Raw genomic sequence first — 20,535 nt, 5'->3', positions numbered from 1 at the left:
GCACGACGCTGGAGAGCGGATCCATAGGGCACATGATATCGGCAGGCTGAACGGGCTCTGGTGACGTTCGGGGCGGTCCCTCAGCGAGCCCCGACTTTCACTGCACGCAGCAAGAAGAGGCCCTTGCCACTTCACTCCGTTCGATGCTTTAATGCTTGTCGAACCGGTTCGACACTTTCGGCCGGGTCATACGTCCGACCGGCAACGCCTCGATCAATGGAGACGAAGCAGATGAAGAGAATCAACCCCGCGCGGCGGTCGCGGCCCATGAATGTCCCCGGAGGAGGCCAGCGTGCTGGCCTGGCCTGGAGAACCCGCAGTCGACGATCAATCGCCGCAATGACCGCGGCCGCGATCGTGGCCAGCGGCGGTCTGCTGACGCTGGCACTCCCCGCGGATGCGGCGCCCGGCGCGGCAAGCACCCTCGTGGTCGAGGCAGACCAGCCGTTCCGTCCGGTCACGCATATGGCCAGCGGCTCGCTCTACGGGCTCGCCGGCGCGAACATCCCGACGCTGGACAAGATCCTGCCGATCAAGCCCCACACCTTCATGCAGAAGCCGGAAGGCGGCACGCAAGGCCCACGGGGGACGCGCTCTCTGTCGCGGACACGGCCAAGGCAGCAGGTGCCGGAGTGGTCATCCGCCTCGTCGACTACCTTCCCGGATGGCCGTACCGCTACAACAAGGCCGAGTGGCTGCCCGCGGTGGAGAAGATGGTCAAGGACACCAAGGCATCCGGCAAGACGAACATCGTCGCCTACGCCATCTGGAACGAGCCAGACATCACGTGGCAGACGGCCAACGGGTCGTTCTTCGACATGTGGACGGACACGTACCGCCTGGTACGCAGCCTCGACCCGACGATGCCCATCCAGGGCCCGAGCTACTCCGACAACATCTCGAACATGCGCGCGTTCTTCGAGCACGCCAAGGCGACCGACACGCTTCCGGACGTCCTCGAATGGCACGAACTCATCCGTTCCTCGAAGATCAAGGGCGACGTGGAGAATGTCCGCAAGATCCTGTCCGATCTGAACATACCGGAGCGGCCGATCGACATCGCCGAGTACGCGGCACCCGCCGAGGTCGGGCTGTCCGGACCCTTGGTGGGCTACATCGCGAAGCTCGAGCGGTACGGGATCACCCGAGCCGAGCTTCCGTTCTGGAACCAGTCCGGCGCACTCGGCGACCTTCTCACCGGACGCAACGGAGACCCGAACGGCGCGTACTGGCTCTACACCTGGTATGCGCAGATGAGCGGCCAGATGGTCACCACGACGCCACCGTCGAACGAGAGCCCGCTCGACGGTGCCGCCTCGGTCAACGATGCGCGAGACGAGGTCAGGGTCATCACCGGCGGGAACACGGGACCGACATCCGTGAAGATCAACGGACTCGACAAGCTGTCGCTCGGCTCGAAGGTGAACGTGGAGCTGGACTTCACGGCCTCGTACGGCCGCACGGTGAAGACGGATGGTCCCATCAACATCTCCAACACGACCTACGAGGTCGGTGCCGACGGCTCGATCACCGTGCCGATCGTGATGAACCCGACCTACGGCTATCAGGTGGTTGTGACACCGGCCGGCGATCCGACGAACCTGTCGGGAACCTATTCTCTGACGAACCTCAGTGCCGGGCTCCAGCTCGCCACGCTGGGCGGCGCCACGGCGAACGGGACGCCGGTCGTCCAGGCGGAATCCACCACCACCGGTCAGGTGTGGAAGCTCGTGCCCGCAGGGCAGGGACTCTACAAGGTCGTCCACACGCCCAGTGGTCGTGTGCTCTCCATCGCGGGCGGGGCGACGTCGAACGGCGCACCGGCCGTGATCGAGGATGAGAGCACGGCCGAGCAGCGAGCTGTCGGAGCTCGTCCCCGATGGCAAGGGCGACGTGCGTCTGGCCAACTACGCGACGGGCAAGACCCTCGGGGTCATGGGCCTGAGCAAGAACGATGGTGCTGCCGTCATCCAGTGGACCGACGGATCGCCGACATCGAACTGCCAAGCCGACGGCGCTCGTCAGCCGGGCAAATTCGGGTCCGCGCTCGATTTCTGCAAGACGGCGTCCTACGGCTCGCTGCCGAGCGGAATCGTCAGCGGCCTCACCGGCGACTGGTCGATCTCGACGTGGATCAAGCCGGCCGCACTCACGAGCTGGTCACGCGTGTTCGACTTCGGAACCGGCCAGAACGTCAACATGTTCCTCACCATGAACGCCGGTGGCGCAGGACCGCGGTTCGCGATCACGAACAGCGGTGCCGGTGCGGAGCAGCAGCTGACATACGGCGGGCAGAACTTCCCGCTGAACCAGTGGTCGAATGTCGTCGTGACCGTCTCGGGCACCCGCGGCACCATGTACCTGAACGGCACCGTGGTCGCAACGAACAACAACATGACCGTGAAGCCGTCCGCACTGGGGAACACGACCCGGAACTACCTCGGGAAGTCGCAGTACAACGATCCGGCATACGACGGAGCGATCGACGACTTCGCGATCTACAGCCGGGCGCTGTCGGCCGATGACGTGGCGGCGCTCGCGGCCGGCCAGGCCGCGGCGGGCGACGTCGCCCAGTACAAGTTCGATGAGGCCGGCGGAGCGACCCTCCAGGACTCGTCGGGCAGGCAACCGCAACGGGACCGTCGTCCTCGGCACCGGTGGGTCGGCCACCAGCACGGCAACCGACGCCCAGACCGCGGACCGCTTCTGGAAGCTGACCCGCGTCGACATCACCGCACCCGTGGTGACGGTCACGTGCCCAACTGAGGCCGTGCAGCTCGGCGCCACAGCCGCTGCGAGCTGGCGCGCGACCGACGAGGCGAACGGGTCGGGGCTGGCGACTCCGGCAGAAGGCTCGATCGGACTGGACACCTCGAGCGTCGGCGCGAAGACGGTTACGGTGCCGGCAGGCACGGCGACGGATGCCGCGGGCAACAGCTCTGCCGCGGTGAGCTGCGGCTACGCCGTCGTGTACGACTGGTCGGGCTTCGCCCAGCCCGTCGATTCAGGCGACGTGGTCAACTCGGTCAAGGCCGGGAGTGCGGTCCCGATCAAGTTCACGCTGAACGGCGATCAGGGAACCGACATCCTGGCGGCGGGATCGCCCACGGTCCAGTTCGGAACGTGCGCACCCTCGGCCACGGTCGACGAGATCGAGCAGACGGTGACGGCCGGTGCCAGTGGGCTGAAGTATGACGCCGATGCCGACCAGTACGTCTACGTGTGGAAGACCGACAAGTCCTGGGCGGGACGCTGCGCGACCTTCTCGCTCGAAGCTGGATGACGGGACGACGCACACCGCACAGTTCTCGTTCGACAAGTAGGACGGCGAACCGGAGATGCGGTGCGCGGCCTCGCCGGCCGCGCACCGCATCTCGGCCTTGACGGGCGCGCAAGCGACTCGTAAGCGATCCGCTCTCACTGGCGCGGCGGTGCGATGCTCCCGCGATCATGGATGACGGGGGCGATGAGCTCGATGCGGGCCGGGGACGCCGACGGTCCTTGGTCGATACGGGCGACCAGGGCTTCGACCGCGCGTCGGCCCAACTCGTCGGCGGCGCTGTCGACCGCGGAGTAGGGCAGCGAGAACATCCGCGCGAAGTCGTCGGAGTAGCGTCCCACCACCGAGATGTCTTCGGGGCAGGTCAGCCCCCGCGATGCCAGCACGTTCGGAAGCGCGGCGGCTGCGGCCTCGTTGTTCAGGAGCAGTCCCGTCGCGGACGGGTGCGCGTCGAGGAATCCGTGCAGGTCGCTGCCGATCGCCGGCTTGCCCGCTGCGCCGTGGTGGTCGTGCAGCGTGATGCCCAGCTCACCGGCGCGCTCCCGTGCACGATCAGCCAGCCGCCACACGTAGGCACCGCCGCGCTCGATCACGTGCACGGGCTGCGAGACCAGGATCAGTTCGCGATGCCCGCGGGCGAACATCTCGTCCACCATCAGCGCCCCGGCAGCAGGGAAGTCCAGATCGAAGACATCGAGCTCGTCCGGGTCGCCGGGCAGCCCCACCAGCGCACCCGGCTTGCGCCGCGCTGTGCAGGACGGGAAGCCGGTCGTCATTCTCGGCGACGTTCAACAGCACGAATCCGTCGACCATGCGGGACGAGGAGATCCGCTCGAGCGCAGCGACGCCGTCGTCTTCTGACACCAGCAGCGTGTCGTACCCGAGTTCGCGCGCACGGTTGGTCACTCCGAGGATGTAGTGCAGGCATCGCCGGCGCGAACTCGTCGGACAGGAATCGGCCCAGAAGGGCAATCACGCTCGTCCGGGATGTCGCCAGCGCCCGTGCGCCGGCATTCGGCGTGTAGCCGAGCTCGCGGACGGCATCGGCGACCCGCGCGCGCACCTCGGGCGAGATGGTCCGCTTGCCGGAGAGGGCATACGATGCCGTGCTCCGCGAGACGCCCGCGGCGCTGGCCACATCGCCGATGGTCACCACACCACCACCCCCTCGCGAACCGATTCGACCTCAGAATAGTCCCACGTCGACGCCCGCCCGAACGCTGGCTTGGATCGTTCCCGTCATCCGCGCTGGGATGTCGGGAGCCACACCCTCATCGTGGACGGTCCCCGGTTCGCCCAGCGGAAATACGGGATGAGATCGGCCTGGAGCGGCTCGCCGGTCGACGTCTCGGCCTGGCCGAACGGCCAGTCCCTTGCCGAAGCGGGATGGACTCGGAGGCGGACGCGCGCGCCGCCGCCTCTGGAGACCGGATCGACTTCCGTATCGACGGTCACCCGGTCCACCGTGATCCCGTCCGGCAGATCGACGTCCTCCAGCGCGAGCACGAGCGGGCCGCTCTCCACGGCGACCTGACCCCGTACCGCGTCCACGGACGGATGCGGCCAGGTGAAACGCGGCTCGAGCGGAAGGATGAGTTCGATCGCATCGATGTTCTGGAACGCACGAGTGACGGCCACTGTGGCGCCCGTGATCGGCACCTCCTGCCCGTTGACGGTCACCGATGCGCTGCCCGCCGCCCATGCGGGGATCCGCAGGGTCAGCGTGATCGGTGCGGCGAGATCACGGGTGGGGGTGATCGTGATCCTCTCGTCGAACGGATACCTGGTGGACACGCGGAAGGCGACGCGCTGCCCGCCCGAAAGCGTGGTGTCCAGTTCCATCGGCGCATACTGGTGCAAGCTGGATGCCGCCGTCGTCCGCCGTCGCGAGGTAGCCGGGGAGGCTGGCCAGGGTGCGGGCGACGTTGGTCGGGCAGCACGACACCTCGAACCACGGCGCGCGCAGGGTGGCCTCGGCCCGCTCGCTCAGTCCCGCTTCAGACTCGCCCGTGCTCGCCGTGCGCTGGTGCAGGGTGTTCGCATAGTAGAAGGCCCTGCCGTCTTCACGCGGCGAGACCAGGATGCCGTTCAGCAGCGTCCGTTCGATCAGGTCGGCGTACTTCGGCTCGCCGGTGCGCAGAAGCAGGCGCCAGCTCAGCATGACCGAGCCGATGCTCGCGCACGTCTCCGCGTAGGCGCGGTCGGCGGGCAGCTCGTAGTCCTCGCCGAACTCCTCGTTCTGATGGTGGGCTCCCATTCCGCCGGTGATGTACGTGCGTCGAGCGACCGTGTTGGCCCACTGGGCCTTGACCGCACCGAGCAGTTCGTCGTCGCCGTTGTCGATCGCGACATCCGCCGCCCCGGAAGCGAGATAGAGGGCTCGCACCGCGTGCCCCCTCAGCACCGTGGCATCCCGGACCGGCAGATCGTCGAGGAAGTACTCGTGGCCGTGGAAGGGCGTCGTCTTCAGCTGCCCGTGGCCGCGCCGCTCGACCAGCAGTGTCGCCAGCACGAGGTAGCGCTCGTCGCCGGTCGCCCGGGCGAACTCGGCGAGGGCCATCTCCGCTTCCGGGTGACCGCAGAGGGCAGATCTGCCCTCCGGCCCGAACTCCCGATAGAGGTGGTCGGCGAGACGTCGGGCGATCGCGGGGAGCTCGTCGTCGTGCCCGGTGCGCAGGCGCGCCACGGCGGCCTGGATCAGATGCCCGAAGCAGTACAGCTCGTGCCCCCACTCCAGGTCGCTGTACCGTGCTGGCTGACCCTCGTGGCCGAAGCTCGTGTGCAGATAGCCATCGCCATCCTGGGCGGCGCCGATACGGTGCACCAGATCGCGGTACCGCGACTCCAGCGCGTCATCCGGATGAGTGCCGAGCTCCCACGCCATCGCCTCGAGCAGTTTGTACACCTCGGAGTCCACGAACTCGATCCCGGCGTGCTCGCCGTCCGCGGTGCCCGCGGCGCGATCGAAGTTGGCGATCCAGCCGATCCGTGACGTCCAGGTGTGGCAGTGGTCGATGATGACGTCGGCGTTGAGCCGATGCAAGCTCGCCCCACAAGCCGTCCACGAGGCGCACCTCGTCCAGGCCGAGCGGTCGAAGGGCACCGCGGCTCGGGGTGACCGGTGCCATGGGACGGATCGCGGGCGATGCTGAGCGGGGTGGCGTGGTGATGGCGGACACGAAGGGAGGTTCCTCCTGGTCGAGGGCGAAGGATGTCGAAGTGCTTGCGGAGTCGAACCGGTTCGATTACAGTATCCACTCATGGGGTCGAACTCAACCGAGATTCGACGGTCAAGTGCCCGATTCGGGCGCGTTCGACGACAAACCGGCGCGCGAAGCGGCGTGGGTGAGACATCCCGAGTCGAATCGGTTCGACGAAGAACAGGAGACGCCGTGGCCACGATCGGGGACGTCGCGCGGGTCGCGGGGGTCTCCCGCAGCACCGTCTCCTATGCGCTGTCGGGCAAGCGGGCGATCTCGAGCGAGACCCGCGATCGCATCGAGACGGCCATCGACCTGCTCGGCTACACCCCGAATGCGGGGGCTCGCGCGCTGGCGACCTCCCAGACCATGGTCATCGGACTGTTCGTACAGTTCTTCCGCGACGAATTCTCGCCGGCCATGCCTGCAATACGTCCTTCCGATCTCGGATGCGGCCCGCGAGGAGGGGTACGACATCCTGATGGTCACCGAAGAGGACGGGCCGCGAGCGCTCGAGCGGATCACCGATTCGGACATGGTCGACGGCGTCCTGCTCTTGAACGTCAGCCACAACGACGCCCGTGTGGCGCCGCTGCGCGCCGCACGACAGCCGGGCGCCCTTGTGGGACTTCCCCGCGACACCGACGGGCTGGACGTGTTCGACCTGGACTTCGGCGAGGCGGCGCGGATGCTGGTGGACCACCTCTATCAGCGGGGCCACCGCGAGATCATCGTGATCGCGCCGCACGAGCATGTGATCGCGCGCGGTGGGGCCTACGCGTGGCGTTTCCGCGAGGCGGCACTCGAGCGGGGCGCGCGCTATGGACTGCGGATGTTCCCGTACTACGGCGAGACCGAGCAGCCGCAGATCGCCGAGGCGCTGAATGCCATCCTCGATGCGCGTCCCACGGCGACGGCGATCATCATCCACAACGACGCGATGATCGCCGGACTTCCGTCCGTGCTGAACGCGCGTGGGGTGAAGGTGCCCGATGACCTGTCGGTGGTCGGGATCTTCGCCGAAGACTTCGGCCGACTGTTCTCGCTGCCGTACACGGCCATCGAGACGTCGCCGGACAAGCTGGGCCGCGCCGCGGTCCAGGCACTCGTGCGACGAATGAAGGATCATGCTGCCGCCGGCATGCCCGTGGTCCGATTCATCGCGCCTGAGCTGACGGATCGAGGAAGCACCCGCTGATCCACAGCCGCGGCGCGGAACGATTTCGCCGCTCCGGTTCGAACCGGTTCGACCATCACTACCCGTACCACCTTCAGAGAGGAACACCGTGGACACCACCCGAAAGGCCCGCACGATAGGTGCGGTCATCGTCGCCGTCGGCGTCAGCGCCGCCGCACTCACCGGATGCTCATCGTCGGGCAGCGGAGGAACGCCCTCCGCCGGCTCGACCGAGTACACGCTGTGGGATCCGTACCCCGACCGTGATGCATCGTCGACGTGGGCGAAGGCGATCGACGAGTGCGCCGCAGACATCGGCATCACCATCAAGCGCAACGCCGGCAACACCGGCGACACCGTCAAGGACCTCACCACCGCCGCCGGCAACCTTCCGGACATCGCCATGGTCGACAACCCCAAGGTCTCCACACTGGCCGACGCCGGCCTTTTGACGACCACCGCCGACAACGGGCTCGACGTCTCGAACATCGAAGCGAACATCCTCAGCGCCGGCGAGATCGACGGCAAGTACTACGGTGTTCCGGTCGGCGCGAACACGCTCGGCCTGTACTACAACCCGACCGTGCTCAAGGCCGCGGGCGTGGACATCGCATCGGTGAAGGATGCGGCATCCCTCACCGCCGCGCTGAAGAAGGCCGTCGCGGCCGGCAAGAAGGGCATCACGTTCTCGGCCGTCGGGACAGAGGAGGGGAGCTTCCAGTTCCTTCCGTGGTTCTGGGGCGCCGGCGCCGACCTGAAGAAGCTCGACTCGGCGCAGGCGGAGCGTGCGCTCGCACTGTGGACCGGCTGGGTGAAGGACGGACTCGCGCCGAACTCGGTGCTCTCCAACACGCAGGGCACGAGCTGGGACGAGTTCATGACCGGCGAGTTCGCGTTCGCCGAGAACGGCTCGTGGTTCAAGTCCGCCGCCGACAAGGCCGGCTACAAGTCGATCCAGGTGCCTGGCTTCGACGGGGGCGTCGCGCCGGCTCCCACCGGTGGCGAGTTCATCACCATCCCCGTGCAGAAGGACACCGCCCGCTACGCCACCTCGGTCAAGATCGTGGACTGCCTCAGCACAGGAGACGCCGGCGCGACGGCCCTGGGCTATGTGGCGCCCACGGCCGAAGGCCAGAAGGCGCAGCTCGCCGCCGACCCGACGCTGGAGTTCTGGACCACCGCGGTCGGCGATGCCAAGCCGCGCACGGCCGACAACCTCGGCATCTCGTATGGCGTCATCTCGGAGCAAGCTGTACACCGCGGTCCAGAACGCCCTGAGCGGTGCCGCGAGCCCCGCCGACGCGCTGAAGGACGCGCAGGCGGCAGCAGTCGAGAAGCTGAAGTAGTCTCGGCTCGCCGCCGGTCGATTCGCACAGGTCCGCAAAGGAGCAATCGGATGCCCGCACCATCGTCCCCCGCGGAGACACCCGTGCTCGTGATCGCGGGGAAGGCCGCGTCCTCGACGGACGCGTCCTCCCCGCGCCACGGCGCGACCGGAAATCCCCGGCCGCTCGAACGCGTGCGTCCCGGCGCAGACTGCGCAAGCCAGCTGACCGCGTGGGCGTTCGTCACGCCGGTGGCGGTCTACATGGTCGTGTTCTACGCCTTCCCGCTCTACCGCAACCTCGACCTGAGCTTCCGCGACTACACGCTGCGCTCCTTCATCGACGGCACCGCCCCGTTCGTGTGGTTCGAGAACTACGCAGAGATCCTCCAGAGCTCCACCTTCCTGCCGGCGCTCATCAACACCGCGGTGTTCACGATCGTCTCGATCGCGTTCCAGTACTCCATCGGGCTCGCCTTGGCCGTCTTCTTCTTCAAGCGGTTCCCCCTCGCCGCCACGCTCCGCGCGCTGTTCCTGGTCCCCTGGCTCTTGCCGCTGCTGGTCTCCGCATCCACCTGGGCATGGATGCTCAACAGCGAGTCGGGCGTCGTCAACGCCGGACTTGCGCTCCTCGGCGTCCCTCAGATCAACTGGCTCACCTCTCCCCAATGGGCGATGGTGTCGGTGCTCATCGCCAACATCTGGATCGGCATCCCGTTCAATCTCGTGATCCTCTACAGCGGCCTGCAGGGCATTCCGAACGACATCTACGAGGCGGCCTCGCTCGACGGTGCGAACGGGTGGCAGACCTTCTGGCGGATCACGTTCCCGCTCCTCCGCCCCGTCTCGGCGATCACCATCCTCCTCGGGCTCGTCTACACCCTGAAGGTCTTCGACATCATCTGGATCATGACCCGAGGCGGACCCGGCAACGCATCGACGACCTTCGCCATCTGGTCGTACCGGCTCGGCTTCGGCGGCGGCTCACCCGAACTCAGCCCGGCCGCAAGCAGTGGGCAATCTGCTGATCCTCATCGCCTTCGTCTTCGGTCTGATCTACATCCGGACCCAGCGCCGAATGGAGAAGTCATGACCTCGACCCGCCGTGTCGCGAACACGGTCATCGGATTGGCGCTCACCGCGATCATGCTGTTCCCGCTGTACTGGATGATCAACGTGTCGCTCACTCAGCCGACCGAGCTGCGCAAGGACCCGCCGAACTTCTTCCCCGTCAATCCCACGTTCGAGGGCTACCGTACGGTGCTCAACGAGCAGCTGCCCTACCTGGGAACCAGCCTCGTCATCGGCCTGGGAACCGTGGCGCTCACGCTGGTGCTGGCCGCGCCGGCGGGATTCGCGCTGGCCAAGCTCCGGCCACGCGGCCGCACCGCCATGGATTTCACGCTTCTGATCGCGCAGATGATCCCGAGCATCATCATGGCGATGGGCTTCTACCTCATCTTCTTCAACTGGGGCATCCTCGACACCGTCCCTGGTCTGATCCTCGCCGACTCGACCCTCGCGGTGCCGTTCGCCGTGCTCATCTTCACCGCGTTCATGGCCGGTATCCCGGACGAGCTGATGAACGCGGCGAAGATCGACGGCGCATCCGCATGGCGCACCTTCCGGTCGGTGATCCTGCCGGTGAGCCGCAACTCGATCGTGACCGTGTCGCTGTTCGCGTTCCTGTGGGCGTGGTCGGACTTCATCTTCGCGTCCACGCTCAACCGCGGCGGCGACTTCCAGCCGATCACCATGGGCATCTACAAGTACATCGGCAACAACACACAGGACTGGAATGCGATCATGGCCACGGCGGTGGTCGCATCCATCCCCGCCGCACTCCTGCTGATCGTCGCGCAGAGGTACGTCGCCGCCGGAGTGACTGCCGGCGCGGTGAAGGACTGAGGATGCCGAGACTGGAGTTCTCGCTGGACGAGGTGCCGTTCAGCATGCGCGGATCCTGGCTGTCCGTGTCCCGGGTGACCGGGTTGCACACTCGATCGCCGCACGTGCATCTGGTCTCTCATCAGACCGGCATGCATCCGGTGCTCGCGGTCCTGGTCTACGACCGAGGAGAACTGCTCGAGGCGCTGCCCGCGGCATCCCCGCAAGCGGCTTGCGATGGGACGCGGCATCCGGCTTCATGGAGGCGGTCTTCGCCGACGTGAACACCGTGCGGCTGCGGGGGAGGGGCTCTCGCTCGTCCTCGAGGACGCGGCTGCCGGGCTCACCCCGTTCACCGGCAGCTTCCTGTTCACCGGCTTCGTCACTCGCCGGTCGACGGATCCGCCGTCCTGACCTCGTACGAGACGGGACGACGCTATCGGATCAGCCGGATCGCGGGTGATTTCGCCATCGTCGGCTCCGAGCTCCTGGGCACCGGTGAGCGGAGTGTGCACGCGGGTGCGGACGGCTTGGCCTGGGAGGTCGCGGTCGAAGAGGTCGAATCCGAGCCGCATGCGGCGGCCCGTGCGGACACGTTCGACGAACTGGTGGCGGCGCGCGGCGCGGAGTTCGACACGTACGCGGATGCGGTGGCCCCATTTCGCGCGCAGCATCCCGCTGCGGCCCTGGCCGCATACGTCCTGTGGTCTGCCACCGTCCGTCCGCTCGGCTTCGTCACGCGCGAGACCGTGCTGATGTCGAAGCACTGGATGGACAAGGTGTGGAGCTGGGACCACTGCTTCAACGCGCTCGCGCTCGCGCGCTCGCACCCTGACCTGGCCCTGGACCAGTTCCTGGTCGTGTTCGACCATCAGACCGAGACCGGAGCGCTGCCGGACTCGGTCACGCACTCGGAGGTGCTCTACAACTTCGTGAAGCCGCCGATCCACGGATGGGCGTTCGGGCTCCTTCGCAGGAGTCTGGGCGGGCCGATCCCCCGAGAGACGCTCATCGAGGTCTACTTGCGGCTCTCGGCCTGGACTCGCTACTGGCTGGACCATCGGCGTGCTCCCGGCAGCCGGCTGCCCTTCTATGAACACGGCAATGACAGCGGCTGGGACAACTCGACCGTGTTCGACGCCGATCGGCTCATCGAGTCCCCGGACCTGGCCGCCTTCCTCATCGTGCAGCTGGATGAGCTTGCCCGGCTGGCAGACGAGGTGGCGCCGGAAGATGCGGCCGGGTGGCGGGAGGAGTCGGATGCGGTCGCGGCTGCTTTGGTCGAGCAGCTGTGGGATGGTGAGACGCTCTCCGCTCGATCGGTGATCGGGCATCGGCCCGCGAGCGACTCAAGCCTGCTGACGGCGCTGCCCATCATCGCCGCGCACCGGCTGCCCGCGTCGGTCGTCGCGGGCTTGGTGCCTCGTATCGAGGCCCACCTGACCCGGTACGGACTCGCGACCGAACTCGTCGACTCTCCGCACTATGCCCCCGACGGCTACTGGCGCGGTCCGATCTGGGCACCCGCGACTGCTATCGTCGAGGCCGGTCTGCGCGCGGCCGGTGAAGTCGCGCTTGCGGACGAGGTCAGCGAGCGCTTTCGCCGGCTCTGCGAGCGGAGCGGCTTCGCCGAGAATTTCGATGCGCTGACCGGCGAAGGTCTTCGCGACCGCGCCTACACGTGGACCGCGAGCGTGTACCTGTCCTTCGCCGAGGCGACTTCCGCCCGGGGTCTCACAGCAGGCCGTAGGCCTTCGTCGGAGCGAACTCGTAGACCAGCCGATGCTCCTCGGCCATCCGGGTGAGGAAGGCATCCTCGTCGAGTTCTTCGCCGTACCAGGTCAACGGGCCGGTCGGGCGCCGCTGCATCACGCGGAACAGCTCGAGGTTGCGCTGCGGCGCGTCGGGCCCGTCGAGCAGCGTGACGGTCGACTCGATCGTGAGGTAGGCGTATGCCTTGTCGAACACGAACAGCGTGCACCGCGGCTCGTGGCGGAGCCGGGTCGTGCGGATCCGGTCTGCGGTGCCGCTGCTCCACAGCCTGCCGTCGACCAGGGCGACGCCGACACGCACCGCCTTGGGGGTGCCGTCCCGCGCGATCGTGATCATCGCCGCGGCATGGTTCTCGTTCAGAAACTCGAGCTGTCGCTCGCTCCACTCCATGCCGCGATTCTCCCGCACACGTCCGACACGCATCACATGACGACACGTGTCGACGATCGGATGTCGCCGCCAGATCGTGGCTCGCTGACGCGAGCAGGTTGCGGCCTGATTCGACATCCATCAATATAGAAGAATGTCGAATCAAGTCGGAGCCGCGGCTCGCCCCGCCGTCCGCCGGCTGTCGACCCTGGACCGATGGCTTCCGGCCTGGATCGTGCTCGCCATGGTCGCCGGTCTCGTCCTCGGACGGGGGGTGCCCGGCGTCTCGGAAGCTGCTCGCGCGGCTCGAGGTCGGTGGAGTCTCGGTGCCCATCGCGCTGGGACTGCTCGTGATGATGTACCCGGTGCTCGCGAAGGTGCGCTACGACAGGGTTGCGGCGGTGACCGGCGACCGGCGGTTGCTCGTCTCATCGCTGGTGTTGAACTGGCTCGTCGGCCCGGCGCTGATGTTCGCCCTCGCCTGGCTCGTTGCCCGACCTTCCGGAGTACCGCACGGGCCTGATCATCGTGGGCCTCGCCCGCTGCATCGCCATGGTGGTGATCTGGAACGACCTCGCCTGCGGCGACCGTGAGGCCACCGCCGTGCTGGTGGCGATCAACTCCGTCTTCCAGGTGGTGGCGTTCTCGCTGCCTGGGCTGGTTCTACCTCGCCGTGCTGCCGGGCTGGCTCGGCCTCGACTCCCATGGGCTCGACGTGTCGGTCGGGCAGATCGCCCTCAACGTGCTGGTGTTCCTCGGTGTGCCGCTCGTCGCGGGCTTCGCCTCGCGCTGGATCGGTGAGCGGCGCCGGGGGAGGGACTGGTACGAGGCGACGTTCCTTCCCCGAGTCGGCCCCTGGGCCCTCTACGGTCTGCTGTTCACCATCGTGCTGCTGTTCGCGCTCCAGGGCGAGGCGATCACCTCCCAACCCCTCGACGTCGCCCGGATCGCCCTTCCGCTCCTGGCCTACTTCGGTCTGATGTGGTTCCTCGGGCTCCTCCTCGGCCGGGGGCTCGGACTCGGCTACGCCCGGTCCGCCACGCTCGCCTTCACCGCCGCGGGCAACAACTTCGAGCTGGCCATCGCTGTGGCCATCGGCACATTCGGCGCCGCGTCGGGCCAGGCCCTCGCCGGAGTCGTCGGCCCGCTGATCGAGGTCCCGGTGCTGGTCGCACTCGTCTACGTCTCGCTCTGGGCCGCCCGCGCCTGGTTCCACACCGACCCATACGAAGGGAACGCCGCATGAGCACCGCCCTCGCCGCCGAAGACTGTGCGCCCTCGTCATCCCACGCCATCGGACCGGAGTACGCGGCAGCCCTGGCCGACTCCCTGAAGGCCCTCGCCGATCCGCTCCGGCTTGCGGATGCTGTCTGCGCTGGCCACGGACCCCCGCGGTGAATGCTGCGTCTGCGACCTGGCCGAGCTGGCACAGGTCTCACAGCCGACGGTGTCGCATCATCTCAAGGTGCTCAGGGACACCGGGATGCTGCTCTCCGAACGGCGCGGCACCTGGGTCTACTACCGCATCGCCCCCGCCCGCCGTGCCGCCACCACCGCGCTCCTGGAGGCCTTCGCTCCCGCGGTCGTCCTTGAAACCGGAGACGACGGCGCCGAGCAGGCGGACGCGCTGCGCACGATGGATGCCCGGGTCACCCGCCTCGCGGAGGAGCTGGCGGAGGAGCTCACCGACCTGCACCGTGATCTGGTGGTGGCGATCGTGCGCGAGTCGTACGCGGGGCTGGTCCGCTCCGCCCGGCTCACGCAGCATCTGATTCCGTTGACGGAGCGCTTCGCCCGGCAGCGGCTCGCCGACCTCAGCCGTGACCGCGAGACGTCGGTGCCCCAGGTGCTCTTCGTCTGCGTGCAGAACGCGGGGCGCTCCCAGCTCGCCGCGGCCCTCGTCAACCGGCTCGGCGCCGGGCAGGTCGTCGCCCGCTCCGCCGGTTCCACCCCGGCCCCGGACATCCACCCGCAGGTCCGCTCTCTTCTCTCCGAGATCGCGGGACGCCAGGCGGCCGACACCGCGTTCGCGAAGCCGCTCACCGACGATGCGGTGCGAGCCGCGGATGTCGTCGTCACCATGGGCTGCGGCGATGTCTGCCCGATCATCCCAGGCGTTCGCTACGAGGACTGGTCAGTCGGCGATCCGGCCCTCGCCTCGGCCGAGGGCGTCGACGCCATCCGTGGCGACATCGAGACCCGCGTCCGCACCCTGCTCGAGACTCTGGTCGCCCACTGATCCGAAGGATTTCCTCATGCCCGCTCAGAAGCCCGCCGTGCTCTTCGTCTGCGTCCACAACGCCGGGAGATCCCAGATGGCGGCCGGCTACCTGCGCCGCGTCGCCGGCGATCGCATCGAGGTGCGCTCGGCCGGCTCCCTCCCCGCCGACCGGATCAACCCTGTCGCCGTCCAGGCCATGCGCGAGGACGGCATCGACATCACCACGGAAGAGCCCAAGGTGCTGACCACCGAAGCGGTGCAGGCGTCGGACGTCGTGATCACCATGGGCTGCGGCGATGCCTGCCCGTTCTTCCCCGGCAAGCGATACGAGGACTGGACGCTCGATGATCCCGCGGGTCAGGGCATCGAAGCGGTCCGGCCCATCCGCGACGAGATCAAGACGCGGATCCAGGCGCTGGCCGCCGAACTCCTCGGCTGAAGCCGACCCCGCGCGGAGGAGAGCCAGGGGCGATGGCCGCTCGCGGTGCCGGTCACCCGTGCAGCGCCAGATAGGGGGCGAGGGCGAGAAGCGCGGCCACCAGCGCGACCTTCAGTCGTCGGGTCGGGATCGCGTGCGCGACCCTCCAGCCGATGACCACGCCGAGCGCTTCGGGGATCCCTACCAGCAACGCGAGCGGCCAGTCGACGGCCCCTTGCATCGCGTATCCGATCGATCCGACGGAGGCGATCACGATACTCTGCGCCTGCGCGGCGGCGAGCGCAGGGAGAAGGGGCACGCCGATGGCGATCAGCACGGGAACCGACAGCATCGGCCCTCCGACTCCGAACATGCCGCTGACGACGGCGATGCCCAGCCCCAGCGGCACGAGCAGAGCGAGTGGATGCCGGGGGTGAGCGCCCTCGGGCAGATGACGCGTCCGGCGCTCGCGGTAGAGGACGAGGAGGGCCACGACAGCGACGAACACGCCCAGCAGCACTCCGAAGGCCCGCACCGAGAACAGCGAGTTCACGAGCACGCCGATCGGGGTGCCGACGAGCGCTGTGGCCGCGAGCACGACCGATGTGCGTCTTGTCACCGGCTCGCGCAACTGCCCGGAGCGCAGGTACACGGCCGTTCCCAGCAGTCCGGTGCCGATATGGGTGACGATCGAGGTGCCCGCCACCATCGCCGGCGTCAGGTCGGTCAGCGCGAACAGCCCGATGGTGACCAGCACGCCGCCCGGCCCGAGAGCGGTGATGCCGATGCCGCCGACCAGGGCGATCGCGACGAGCAGGATCAGAACGGGTAGACCGAGCTCGAGCACACGTCGACCTTCCCCGCCGGGACGGCCGGCGATGACCAAAACGACCAGGCTAGCCGACCTCGCCGGCCGGCCAGGTCACCAGCGCCGGGCGAACGGCAGCGGCGTGCGCATGCGGATCAGCAGGCGAGCGGGAAGACGATATAGGGCAGGTTGAACGCGAGGAACACGGGGATGTTGGGGCTGACTTCGCCCGGTCGGCCGAAGAACTCGACCCCGAAGATCGGGATGCCGGTCAGGGCGATGATCATCGTCGCGTAGATGACGCTGGGCAGCTGGATCCAGTTCCAGCCGCGGACGATGGAGATGATCAGCAGCACGTAGAAGATGACGTAGACGAAGGCGGACGTGCCGCTGATGAAGCGAAGCCACAGCGGGTGCGACTGATAGAGCGGGTCGAAGTTGCTCGCGTACCAGTAGTTCCACTGGACGAGCAGATTGGGCGAGTCGGCGACCTGATCGAGTCCGAGTCCTTCGACCGAGTCGCTGATGATGCAGGTCACGATGAAGATCGAGAAGACCACCAGGAACGCGATGTCGAACGGCCTCTGCCGCAGCGGCAGGTTCCGGACCGGAGTGGAGGTGGGGACGGTGGCGGTCACGTTCCCGAACCTAGTGGACGAGGTGCCCGGACGTGCCGAGATCGACCTCGCGTCCCCCGGTCGGCAACCGGGGGATACCGTGGCCTCTATGCGGATCGCGACACGTGCGGTGAACTTCTCGTCCGGCAACGTGCGCGGTGCGCGCGGGAGGCGGGCCGCTCGCGTGGGCGGGATCGTGGTGGGTGCGCTGCTCGCCGTCGCGGCGACCGGCTGGGCCGCCATGCTCTGGCTGTTCGGCGGCGATCACCCGCGGGTGTTCGGGCGCAAGGTCGCCGAGATCGAGCAGCGTTACCGGGGCAAGCGGCCGAACGGCGACATCCTGCTCACCGGCAGCTCGTTCTTCGAGCGCTGGACCTCGTCCGCGGACGACCTGGCCCCGCTTGCGACCACCAACATCGGCATCGGCGGCACGAAGATCGGCGACCAGGCGTTCTATCTGGACCGCCTCGTGCTGCCCTTCGCGCCGCGGGCGCTGGTCGTCTATGCGGGGTCGAACGACATCAACGGCCTTCCGTTCGTGTCCAAGACGGGAGCCGACGTCGTCGCGCGCGTCCGCCGGTACCTCGCCGACGTCCGTCGCCGGCTGCCGGGAGTCCCGATCTTCTACGTCGCGATCACCGAGACGCCGTCGCGGGCGAAGGTGCGCGGCGAGATCACCCTGGCGAACCGTCTGCTGCGCGAGTGGGCGGAGGAGTCGGGCGAGATCACCTTCATCGACACCGCACCGAGCCTGCTCACGCCGGACGGCGAGATCGACGGTTCGCTCTTCGGCCCGGACCGCCTGCACTTCAACGCCGCGGGCTATGCGCGCTTCGCTCCGCCGATCCGCGCCGCGCTGATGCGCGACCTCGCACCGACCGCCGGCACGGTCGGGGCCGTTGGTACGGGCGGGTCCGCGGGCACGGGCGGGTCCGCGGGCACGGGCGGGTCCGCGGGCACGGCGGGGGCCGCGGGCACAGTCGAGTCCGCGGGTCCCGCGTAGACTCGGGCCCTATGTCGATCGGCGCGGTCATCCACACATTCGCCGTGCAGCTGGCCGACGTCGACCGCGGGGTGTACGACGATCTGTCACTGCGCGTGGCCCGGCAGGCGTCCGAGACCGACGCGTTCATGATGACGCGGGTGCTGGCGTACTGCCTCGAGTTCGAAGAGGGCATCGCCTTCAGCGAGGGGATCGCCTCGGCCGACGAGCCGGCGGTGCTCGTACGAGACCGCACCGGCGCGGTGACCGCGTGGATCGAGGTGGGCGCACCGGATGCCGCGCGCCTGCACTTCGGCAGCAAGCTCGCCGACCGCACCGCCGTGTACACCCACCGCGACCCGGTCCGGGTGATTGCGCAGTGGACCGGCAAGACCATCCACCGCGCCGACGCGATCGCGGTGCACAGCTTCGATCCGGGCTTCGTCGAGGCGGCCGCGGCCGCCCTCGGGCGACGCAACACCATGACGCTGTCGGTCACCGAGCACCAGCTCTATCTCGACCTCAACGGGACCACCCTGACCAGCGGCATCCACGACCACTCGATCTGACCCCTGCGCGCGGCCCGTCCGGCCCGGCTCGGGTTCGGATCAGTGCAGCGGGCGGTCGGCCGTCACGGGGTCGGCGGCGCTGCGCCGCTCGATCAGGATCGTGTCGCGCCACCGGCCGGCGTGCGGGCCCGCCTCGGCCTTCGCGATGCGCTCGCGTCGGCCGACGGTGCGGAACCCCGCAGCCTCGCGGCAGCCGCAGGCTGGCCGTGTTCTCGGGGAAGATGCTCGACTGGATCGTCCAGATGCCGACATCCTCGGCGGCGGCGATGAACGCCGTCAGAAGCAGGCGGCCGAGGCCCCGTCCGCGTGCGGCCCGGTCGACGTAGACCGAGTGCTCGACCACGCCGCGGTAAGCGGCGCGGGATGAGACGGCGGATGCCGCGACCCAGCCGGCGACCGCGCCGGAATCGTCCACGGCGACCAGGCGCGGCCGGGGGAGTCGCCCGGCGTCGAAGGCCGCCCAGGTGGGCACGGTCGTCTCGAACGTCGCCTCGCCGTCCTCGATGCCCTGCGCATAGATCCGCTCGACCGCGGGCCAGTCGGCGGCCGTCAGCTCGCGGATCGCGGTCACGCGCAGCGATCCGCCGCCGTCGGCCGTGGAGCACACTCCGGTGGCCGGCAGCACCAGCTCGACCTGGGACGCCGCCGCCGCGTCGCCGGCCAGCCACGCGGTGACTGACCGCACCTGCTCGTAGCCGGTGGCCAGCAGGAAGGTGGGTGCGCGGCCGTAGGACTTCATCCCGACGATGAAGAATCCCGGGTCCGGATGGGCGAGCTCGCGGAACCCGTGCGGCTCGACCGTCCCGCACGAGTGGAGGTTGGGGTCGATGAGCGGGGCAAGCCGCTTCGGCGCCTCGACGATCTCATCGAGCTCGAGGCGGATCTCGCGCAGGAAGCCGAGATCGGGGCGGAACCCGGTGGCGTTGACCACCAGATCGGTGCGGTGCGTGACGACGTCGCCCCGACGGTGGCCGACCAGTTCGACGGCATCGCCCGCGCGGCGGCCGCTGATGATCTCGAAGTCCGAGACCACCTCGACCATGCCCTCGGCGACGGCCTGGTCGACGCGTGCGCCGAGCCGTGCACGATCGGCGAGCTCATCGTCGGCCGATGACGAGACGCGCGCGGCCTGCGCATTGCGGATCAGCCAGGTGATCGCGGTGCCCGGTTCGCTGCGCGCCTCGCTGCGCGCAAGCTCCACCAGCCCCAGAAGGGTGTTGGCGGCCGAGTGGCCGGCGCCGACGACTGTGGTGTGTGCTCCGGCGAACAGCGCCCGGTCACGGCCGAGCACATCGGGGAGGGCGGGGACGACGCGTTCCTCGATCTCGGACATCCCCGCAGCGCGAGCCCACTCGCGGACAGCGGATTGGGGGATCGGTAGGTGCCCGACGCGTCGATCACCGACCGGGCCGCGACATCCTCGATTTTGCCCTGCCGGTCGCGGGTCCGCACCGTGAACGGCGTCGCGGCGCGCGACCTCGTGCGGGTGCGGTCCATTCCCTCGCGGGCGAGGCCGATGACCTCGACGCCGAGCCGGACCCGGGACGAGATCTCGGGGAGCGCGGCCAGCGGCACGAGGTACCGTCGGACCAGCTCGGCGCCGCTCGGGGCCTGTTCCGGATCGGGAAGAGCCCAGCCGCGCTCCTCCAGCAGCCGCCGGGATGCCGGATCGACGAGATGCTTCCACGGCGAGAACAGGCGGGTGTGCCCCCATTCCTGCACGCTGGCCGCGATCCTGTCGCCGGCCTCGAAGACGATGAAGTCGATGCCGCGCTCGACGAGGTTGGCCGCGGCCGCCAGGCCGATCGGCCCGGCCCCGATGATCGCCACAGGGAGCCCCGACAGCCTCTCGGTCGGCGCGGCGCGGGGAGTGAGATCGAGCAACGTCACAACTGCCTCCGGGGGATGTC

17 protein-coding genes and 6 pseudogenes are annotated in these 20,535 nt (G+C 68.5%); 14 read left to right on the top strand and 9 right to left on the bottom strand.

Going from position 1 to position 20,535, the window contains the following annotated elements; all coding sequences use genetic code 11:
• Nucleotides 1-713: 713 nt before the first annotated feature.
• The 3 genes and pseudogenes from L2X98_RS20345 to L2X98_RS06645 form a co-directional block, all read left to right on the top strand.
• Nucleotides 714-1,817: pseudogene (locus L2X98_RS20345) on the top strand (RICIN domain-containing protein); the annotation flags it as partial.
• 19 nt (nt 1,818-1,836) lie between these two features.
• Nucleotides 1,837-2,472 (top strand): annotated as a pseudogene (locus L2X98_RS20340) (LamG-like jellyroll fold domain-containing protein); the annotation flags it as partial.
• Nucleotides 2,473-2,584: 112 nt separating this feature from the next.
• Entirely contained in the window at nt 2,585-3,283 is a 699-nt protein-coding gene (locus tag L2X98_RS06645) for a PxKF domain-containing protein (protein WP_259612732.1), read from the top strand.
• Between the two features lie 134 nt (nt 3,284-3,417).
• Here the strand turns inward: L2X98_RS06645 and L2X98_RS06640 are convergent, their stop codons facing one another.
• The 4 genes from L2X98_RS06640 to L2X98_RS06630 all read right to left on the bottom strand — a co-directional run bounded on the left by L2X98_RS06640 (nt 3,418) and on the right by L2X98_RS06630 (nt 6,323).
• The gene (locus L2X98_RS06640) at nt 3,418-4,056 is read right to left on the bottom strand and encodes a substrate-binding domain-containing protein (protein WP_259612731.1); all 639 of its coding nucleotides are present in this window, start codon (nt 4,054-4,056) and stop codon (nt 3,418-3,420) included.
• Nucleotides 4,053-4,433 (bottom strand): LacI family DNA-binding transcriptional regulator, encoded by a 381-nt coding sequence (locus L2X98_RS06635; protein WP_259612730.1) that lies wholly within the window; start codon nt 4,431-4,433, stop codon nt 4,053-4,055. The genes L2X98_RS06640 and L2X98_RS06635 overlap by 4 nt, the downstream gene beginning before the upstream one ends.
• A gap of 86 nt (nt 4,434-4,519) precedes the next feature.
• The gene (locus tag L2X98_RS20335) at nt 4,520-5,122 is read right to left on the bottom strand and encodes a glycoside hydrolase family 127 protein (RefSeq protein ID WP_354002946.1); all 603 of its coding nucleotides are present in this window, start codon (nt 5,120-5,122) and stop codon (nt 4,520-4,522) included.
• The gene (locus L2X98_RS06630) at nt 5,022-6,323 is read right to left on the bottom strand and encodes a glycoside hydrolase family 127 protein (RefSeq protein ID WP_354002945.1); all 1,302 of its coding nucleotides are present in this window, start codon (nt 6,321-6,323) and stop codon (nt 5,022-5,024) included. Before L2X98_RS06630 ends, L2X98_RS20335 begins: the two co-directional genes overlap by 101 nt.
• Nucleotides 6,324-6,540: 217 nt before the next feature.
• On the opposite strand from L2X98_RS06630, the pseudogene L2X98_RS06625 reads away from it, so the two are divergent.
• From L2X98_RS06625 to L2X98_RS06600, 6 genes and pseudogenes are all read left to right on the top strand, one after another.
• A pseudogene (locus L2X98_RS06625) lies at nt 6,541-6,756 on the top strand (LacI family DNA-binding transcriptional regulator); the annotation flags it as partial.
• A 205-nt stretch (nt 6,757-6,961) separates the two neighbouring features.
• Nucleotides 6,962-7,678 (top strand): LacI family DNA-binding transcriptional regulator, encoded by a 717-nt coding sequence (locus L2X98_RS06620; protein ID WP_259612729.1) that lies wholly within the window; start codon nt 6,962-6,964, stop codon nt 7,676-7,678.
• 88 nt (nt 7,679-7,766) lie between these two features.
• Entirely contained in the window at nt 7,767-10,889 is a 3,123-nt protein-coding gene (locus L2X98_RS06615) for an extracellular solute-binding protein (protein ID WP_259612728.1), read from the top strand.
• A gap of 2 nt (nt 10,890-10,891) precedes the next feature.
• On the top strand, nt 10,892-11,152 hold the full coding sequence (locus tag L2X98_RS06610; RefSeq protein ID WP_259612727.1) for a hypothetical protein: 261 nt from the start codon (nt 10,892-10,894) through the stop codon (nt 11,150-11,152).
• Nucleotides 11,106-11,282 carry a hypothetical protein gene (locus tag L2X98_RS06605; RefSeq protein WP_259612726.1) on the top strand — a complete coding sequence of 59 codons (177 nt, stop codon included), beginning with the start codon at nt 11,106-11,108 and terminating at the stop codon, nt 11,280-11,282. Before L2X98_RS06610 ends, L2X98_RS06605 begins: the two co-directional genes overlap by 47 nt.
• Nucleotides 11,283-11,398: 116 nt before the next feature.
• Nucleotides 11,399-12,673: an amylo-alpha-1,6-glucosidase gene (locus L2X98_RS06600; RefSeq protein WP_259612725.1), complete on the top strand. Its 1,275-nt coding sequence runs from the start codon at nt 11,399-11,401 to the stop codon at nt 12,671-12,673.
• On the opposite strand, the gene L2X98_RS06595 is transcribed toward L2X98_RS06600, so the two are convergent.
• Complete coding sequence (locus L2X98_RS06595; protein ID WP_259612724.1) at nt 12,603-13,031, bottom strand: pyridoxamine 5'-phosphate oxidase family protein; 429 nt, start codon at nt 13,029-13,031, stop codon at nt 12,603-12,605. The genes L2X98_RS06600 and L2X98_RS06595 overlap by 71 nt on opposite strands.
• Before the next feature lie 133 nt (nt 13,032-13,164).
• Here L2X98_RS06595 and arsB point away from each other — a divergent pair.
• The 3 genes and pseudogenes from arsB to L2X98_RS06580 all read left to right on the top strand — a co-directional run bounded on the left by arsB (nt 13,165) and on the right by L2X98_RS06580 (nt 15,670).
• Nucleotides 13,165-14,256: pseudogene (gene arsB, locus L2X98_RS06590) on the top strand (ACR3 family arsenite efflux transporter).
• Nucleotides 14,253-15,249 (top strand): annotated as a pseudogene (locus L2X98_RS06585) (metalloregulator ArsR/SmtB family transcription factor). The pseudogenes arsB and L2X98_RS06585 overlap by 4 nt, the downstream one beginning before the upstream one ends.
• Before the next feature lie 16 nt (nt 15,250-15,265).
• Nucleotides 15,266-15,670 carry an arsenate reductase ArsC gene (locus tag L2X98_RS06580; protein ID WP_259612723.1) on the top strand — a complete coding sequence of 135 codons (405 nt, stop codon included), beginning with the start codon at nt 15,266-15,268 and terminating at the stop codon, nt 15,668-15,670.
• A gap of 52 nt (nt 15,671-15,722) precedes the next feature.
• On the opposite strand, the gene L2X98_RS06575 is transcribed toward L2X98_RS06580, so the two are convergent.
• Both L2X98_RS06575 and L2X98_RS06570 read right to left on the bottom strand, forming a co-directional pair.
• Nucleotides 15,723-16,535 (bottom strand): sulfite exporter TauE/SafE family protein, encoded by an 813-nt coding sequence (locus tag L2X98_RS06575; protein ID WP_259612722.1) that lies wholly within the window; start codon nt 16,533-16,535, stop codon nt 15,723-15,725.
• Nucleotides 16,536-16,612: 77 nt separating this feature from the next.
• Complete coding sequence (locus L2X98_RS06570; protein WP_259612721.1) at nt 16,613-17,095, bottom strand: EXPERA domain-containing protein; 483 nt, start codon at nt 17,093-17,095, stop codon at nt 16,613-16,615.
• Here L2X98_RS06570 and L2X98_RS06565 point away from each other — a divergent pair.
• Together L2X98_RS06565 and L2X98_RS06560 are read left to right on the top strand one after the other, a co-directional pair.
• Nucleotides 17,085-18,077, top strand: coding sequence for a GDSL-type esterase/lipase family protein (locus tag L2X98_RS06565; RefSeq protein WP_259612720.1), 993 nt, complete (start codon nt 17,085-17,087; stop codon nt 18,075-18,077). The two genes, L2X98_RS06570 and L2X98_RS06565, sit on opposite strands and share 11 nt — an antisense overlap.
• 11 nt (nt 18,078-18,088) lie before the next feature.
• Nucleotides 18,089-18,625 carry a YaeQ family protein gene (locus L2X98_RS06560; protein WP_259612719.1) on the top strand — a complete coding sequence of 179 codons (537 nt, stop codon included), beginning with the start codon at nt 18,089-18,091 and terminating at the stop codon, nt 18,623-18,625.
• A 39-nt stretch (nt 18,626-18,664) separates the two neighbouring features.
• Here L2X98_RS06560 and L2X98_RS06555 read toward each other — a convergent pair.
• Both L2X98_RS06555 and L2X98_RS06550 read right to left on the bottom strand, forming a co-directional pair.
• A pseudogene (locus L2X98_RS06555) lies at nt 18,665-19,178 on the bottom strand (GNAT family N-acetyltransferase).
• A 590-nt stretch (nt 19,179-19,768) separates the two neighbouring features.
• Nucleotides 19,769-20,455, bottom strand: coding sequence for an NAD(P)-binding domain-containing protein (locus L2X98_RS06550; protein WP_259612718.1), 687 nt, complete (start codon nt 20,453-20,455; stop codon nt 19,769-19,771).
• Nucleotides 20,456-20,535: the final 80 nt, after the last annotated feature.

It is taken from the genome of Microbacterium elymi (assembly GCF_021582895.2).
Taxonomy (GTDB): Bacteria; Actinomycetota; Actinomycetes; order Actinomycetales; family Microbacteriaceae; genus Microbacterium; species Microbacterium humicola.
Note: the sequence above shows the minus strand (reverse complement) of the source record. Positions and strands in the feature narration are given on the sequence as shown.

Coding starts and splice junctions, on each gene's coding strand:
- L2X98_RS06645 (WP_259612732.1), top strand. CDS start 2,585: ATGAGGCCGGCGGAGCGACCCTCCAGGACTCGTCGGGCAGGCAACCGC.
- L2X98_RS06640 (WP_259612731.1), bottom strand. CDS start 4,056: ATGACGACCGGCTTCCCGTCCTGCACAGCGCGGCGCAAGCCGGGTGCG.
- L2X98_RS20335 (WP_354002946.1), bottom strand. CDS start 5,122: ATGGAACTGGACACCACGCTTTCGGGCGGGCAGCGCGTCGCCTTCCGC.
- L2X98_RS06620 (WP_259612729.1), top strand. CDS start 6,962: ATGGTCACCGAAGAGGACGGGCCGCGAGCGCTCGAGCGGATCACCGAT.
- L2X98_RS06610 (WP_259612727.1), top strand. CDS start 10,892: ATGCCGAGACTGGAGTTCTCGCTGGACGAGGTGCCGTTCAGCATGCGC.
- L2X98_RS06605 (WP_259612726.1), top strand. CDS start 11,106: ATGGGACGCGGCATCCGGCTTCATGGAGGCGGTCTTCGCCGACGTGAA.
- L2X98_RS06595 (WP_259612724.1), bottom strand. CDS start 13,031: ATGGAGTGGAGCGAGCGACAGCTCGAGTTTCTGAACGAGAACCATGCC.
- L2X98_RS06580 (WP_259612723.1), top strand. CDS start 15,266: ATGCCCGCTCAGAAGCCCGCCGTGCTCTTCGTCTGCGTCCACAACGCC.
- L2X98_RS06560 (WP_259612719.1), top strand. CDS start 18,089: ATGTCGATCGGCGCGGTCATCCACACATTCGCCGTGCAGCTGGCCGAC.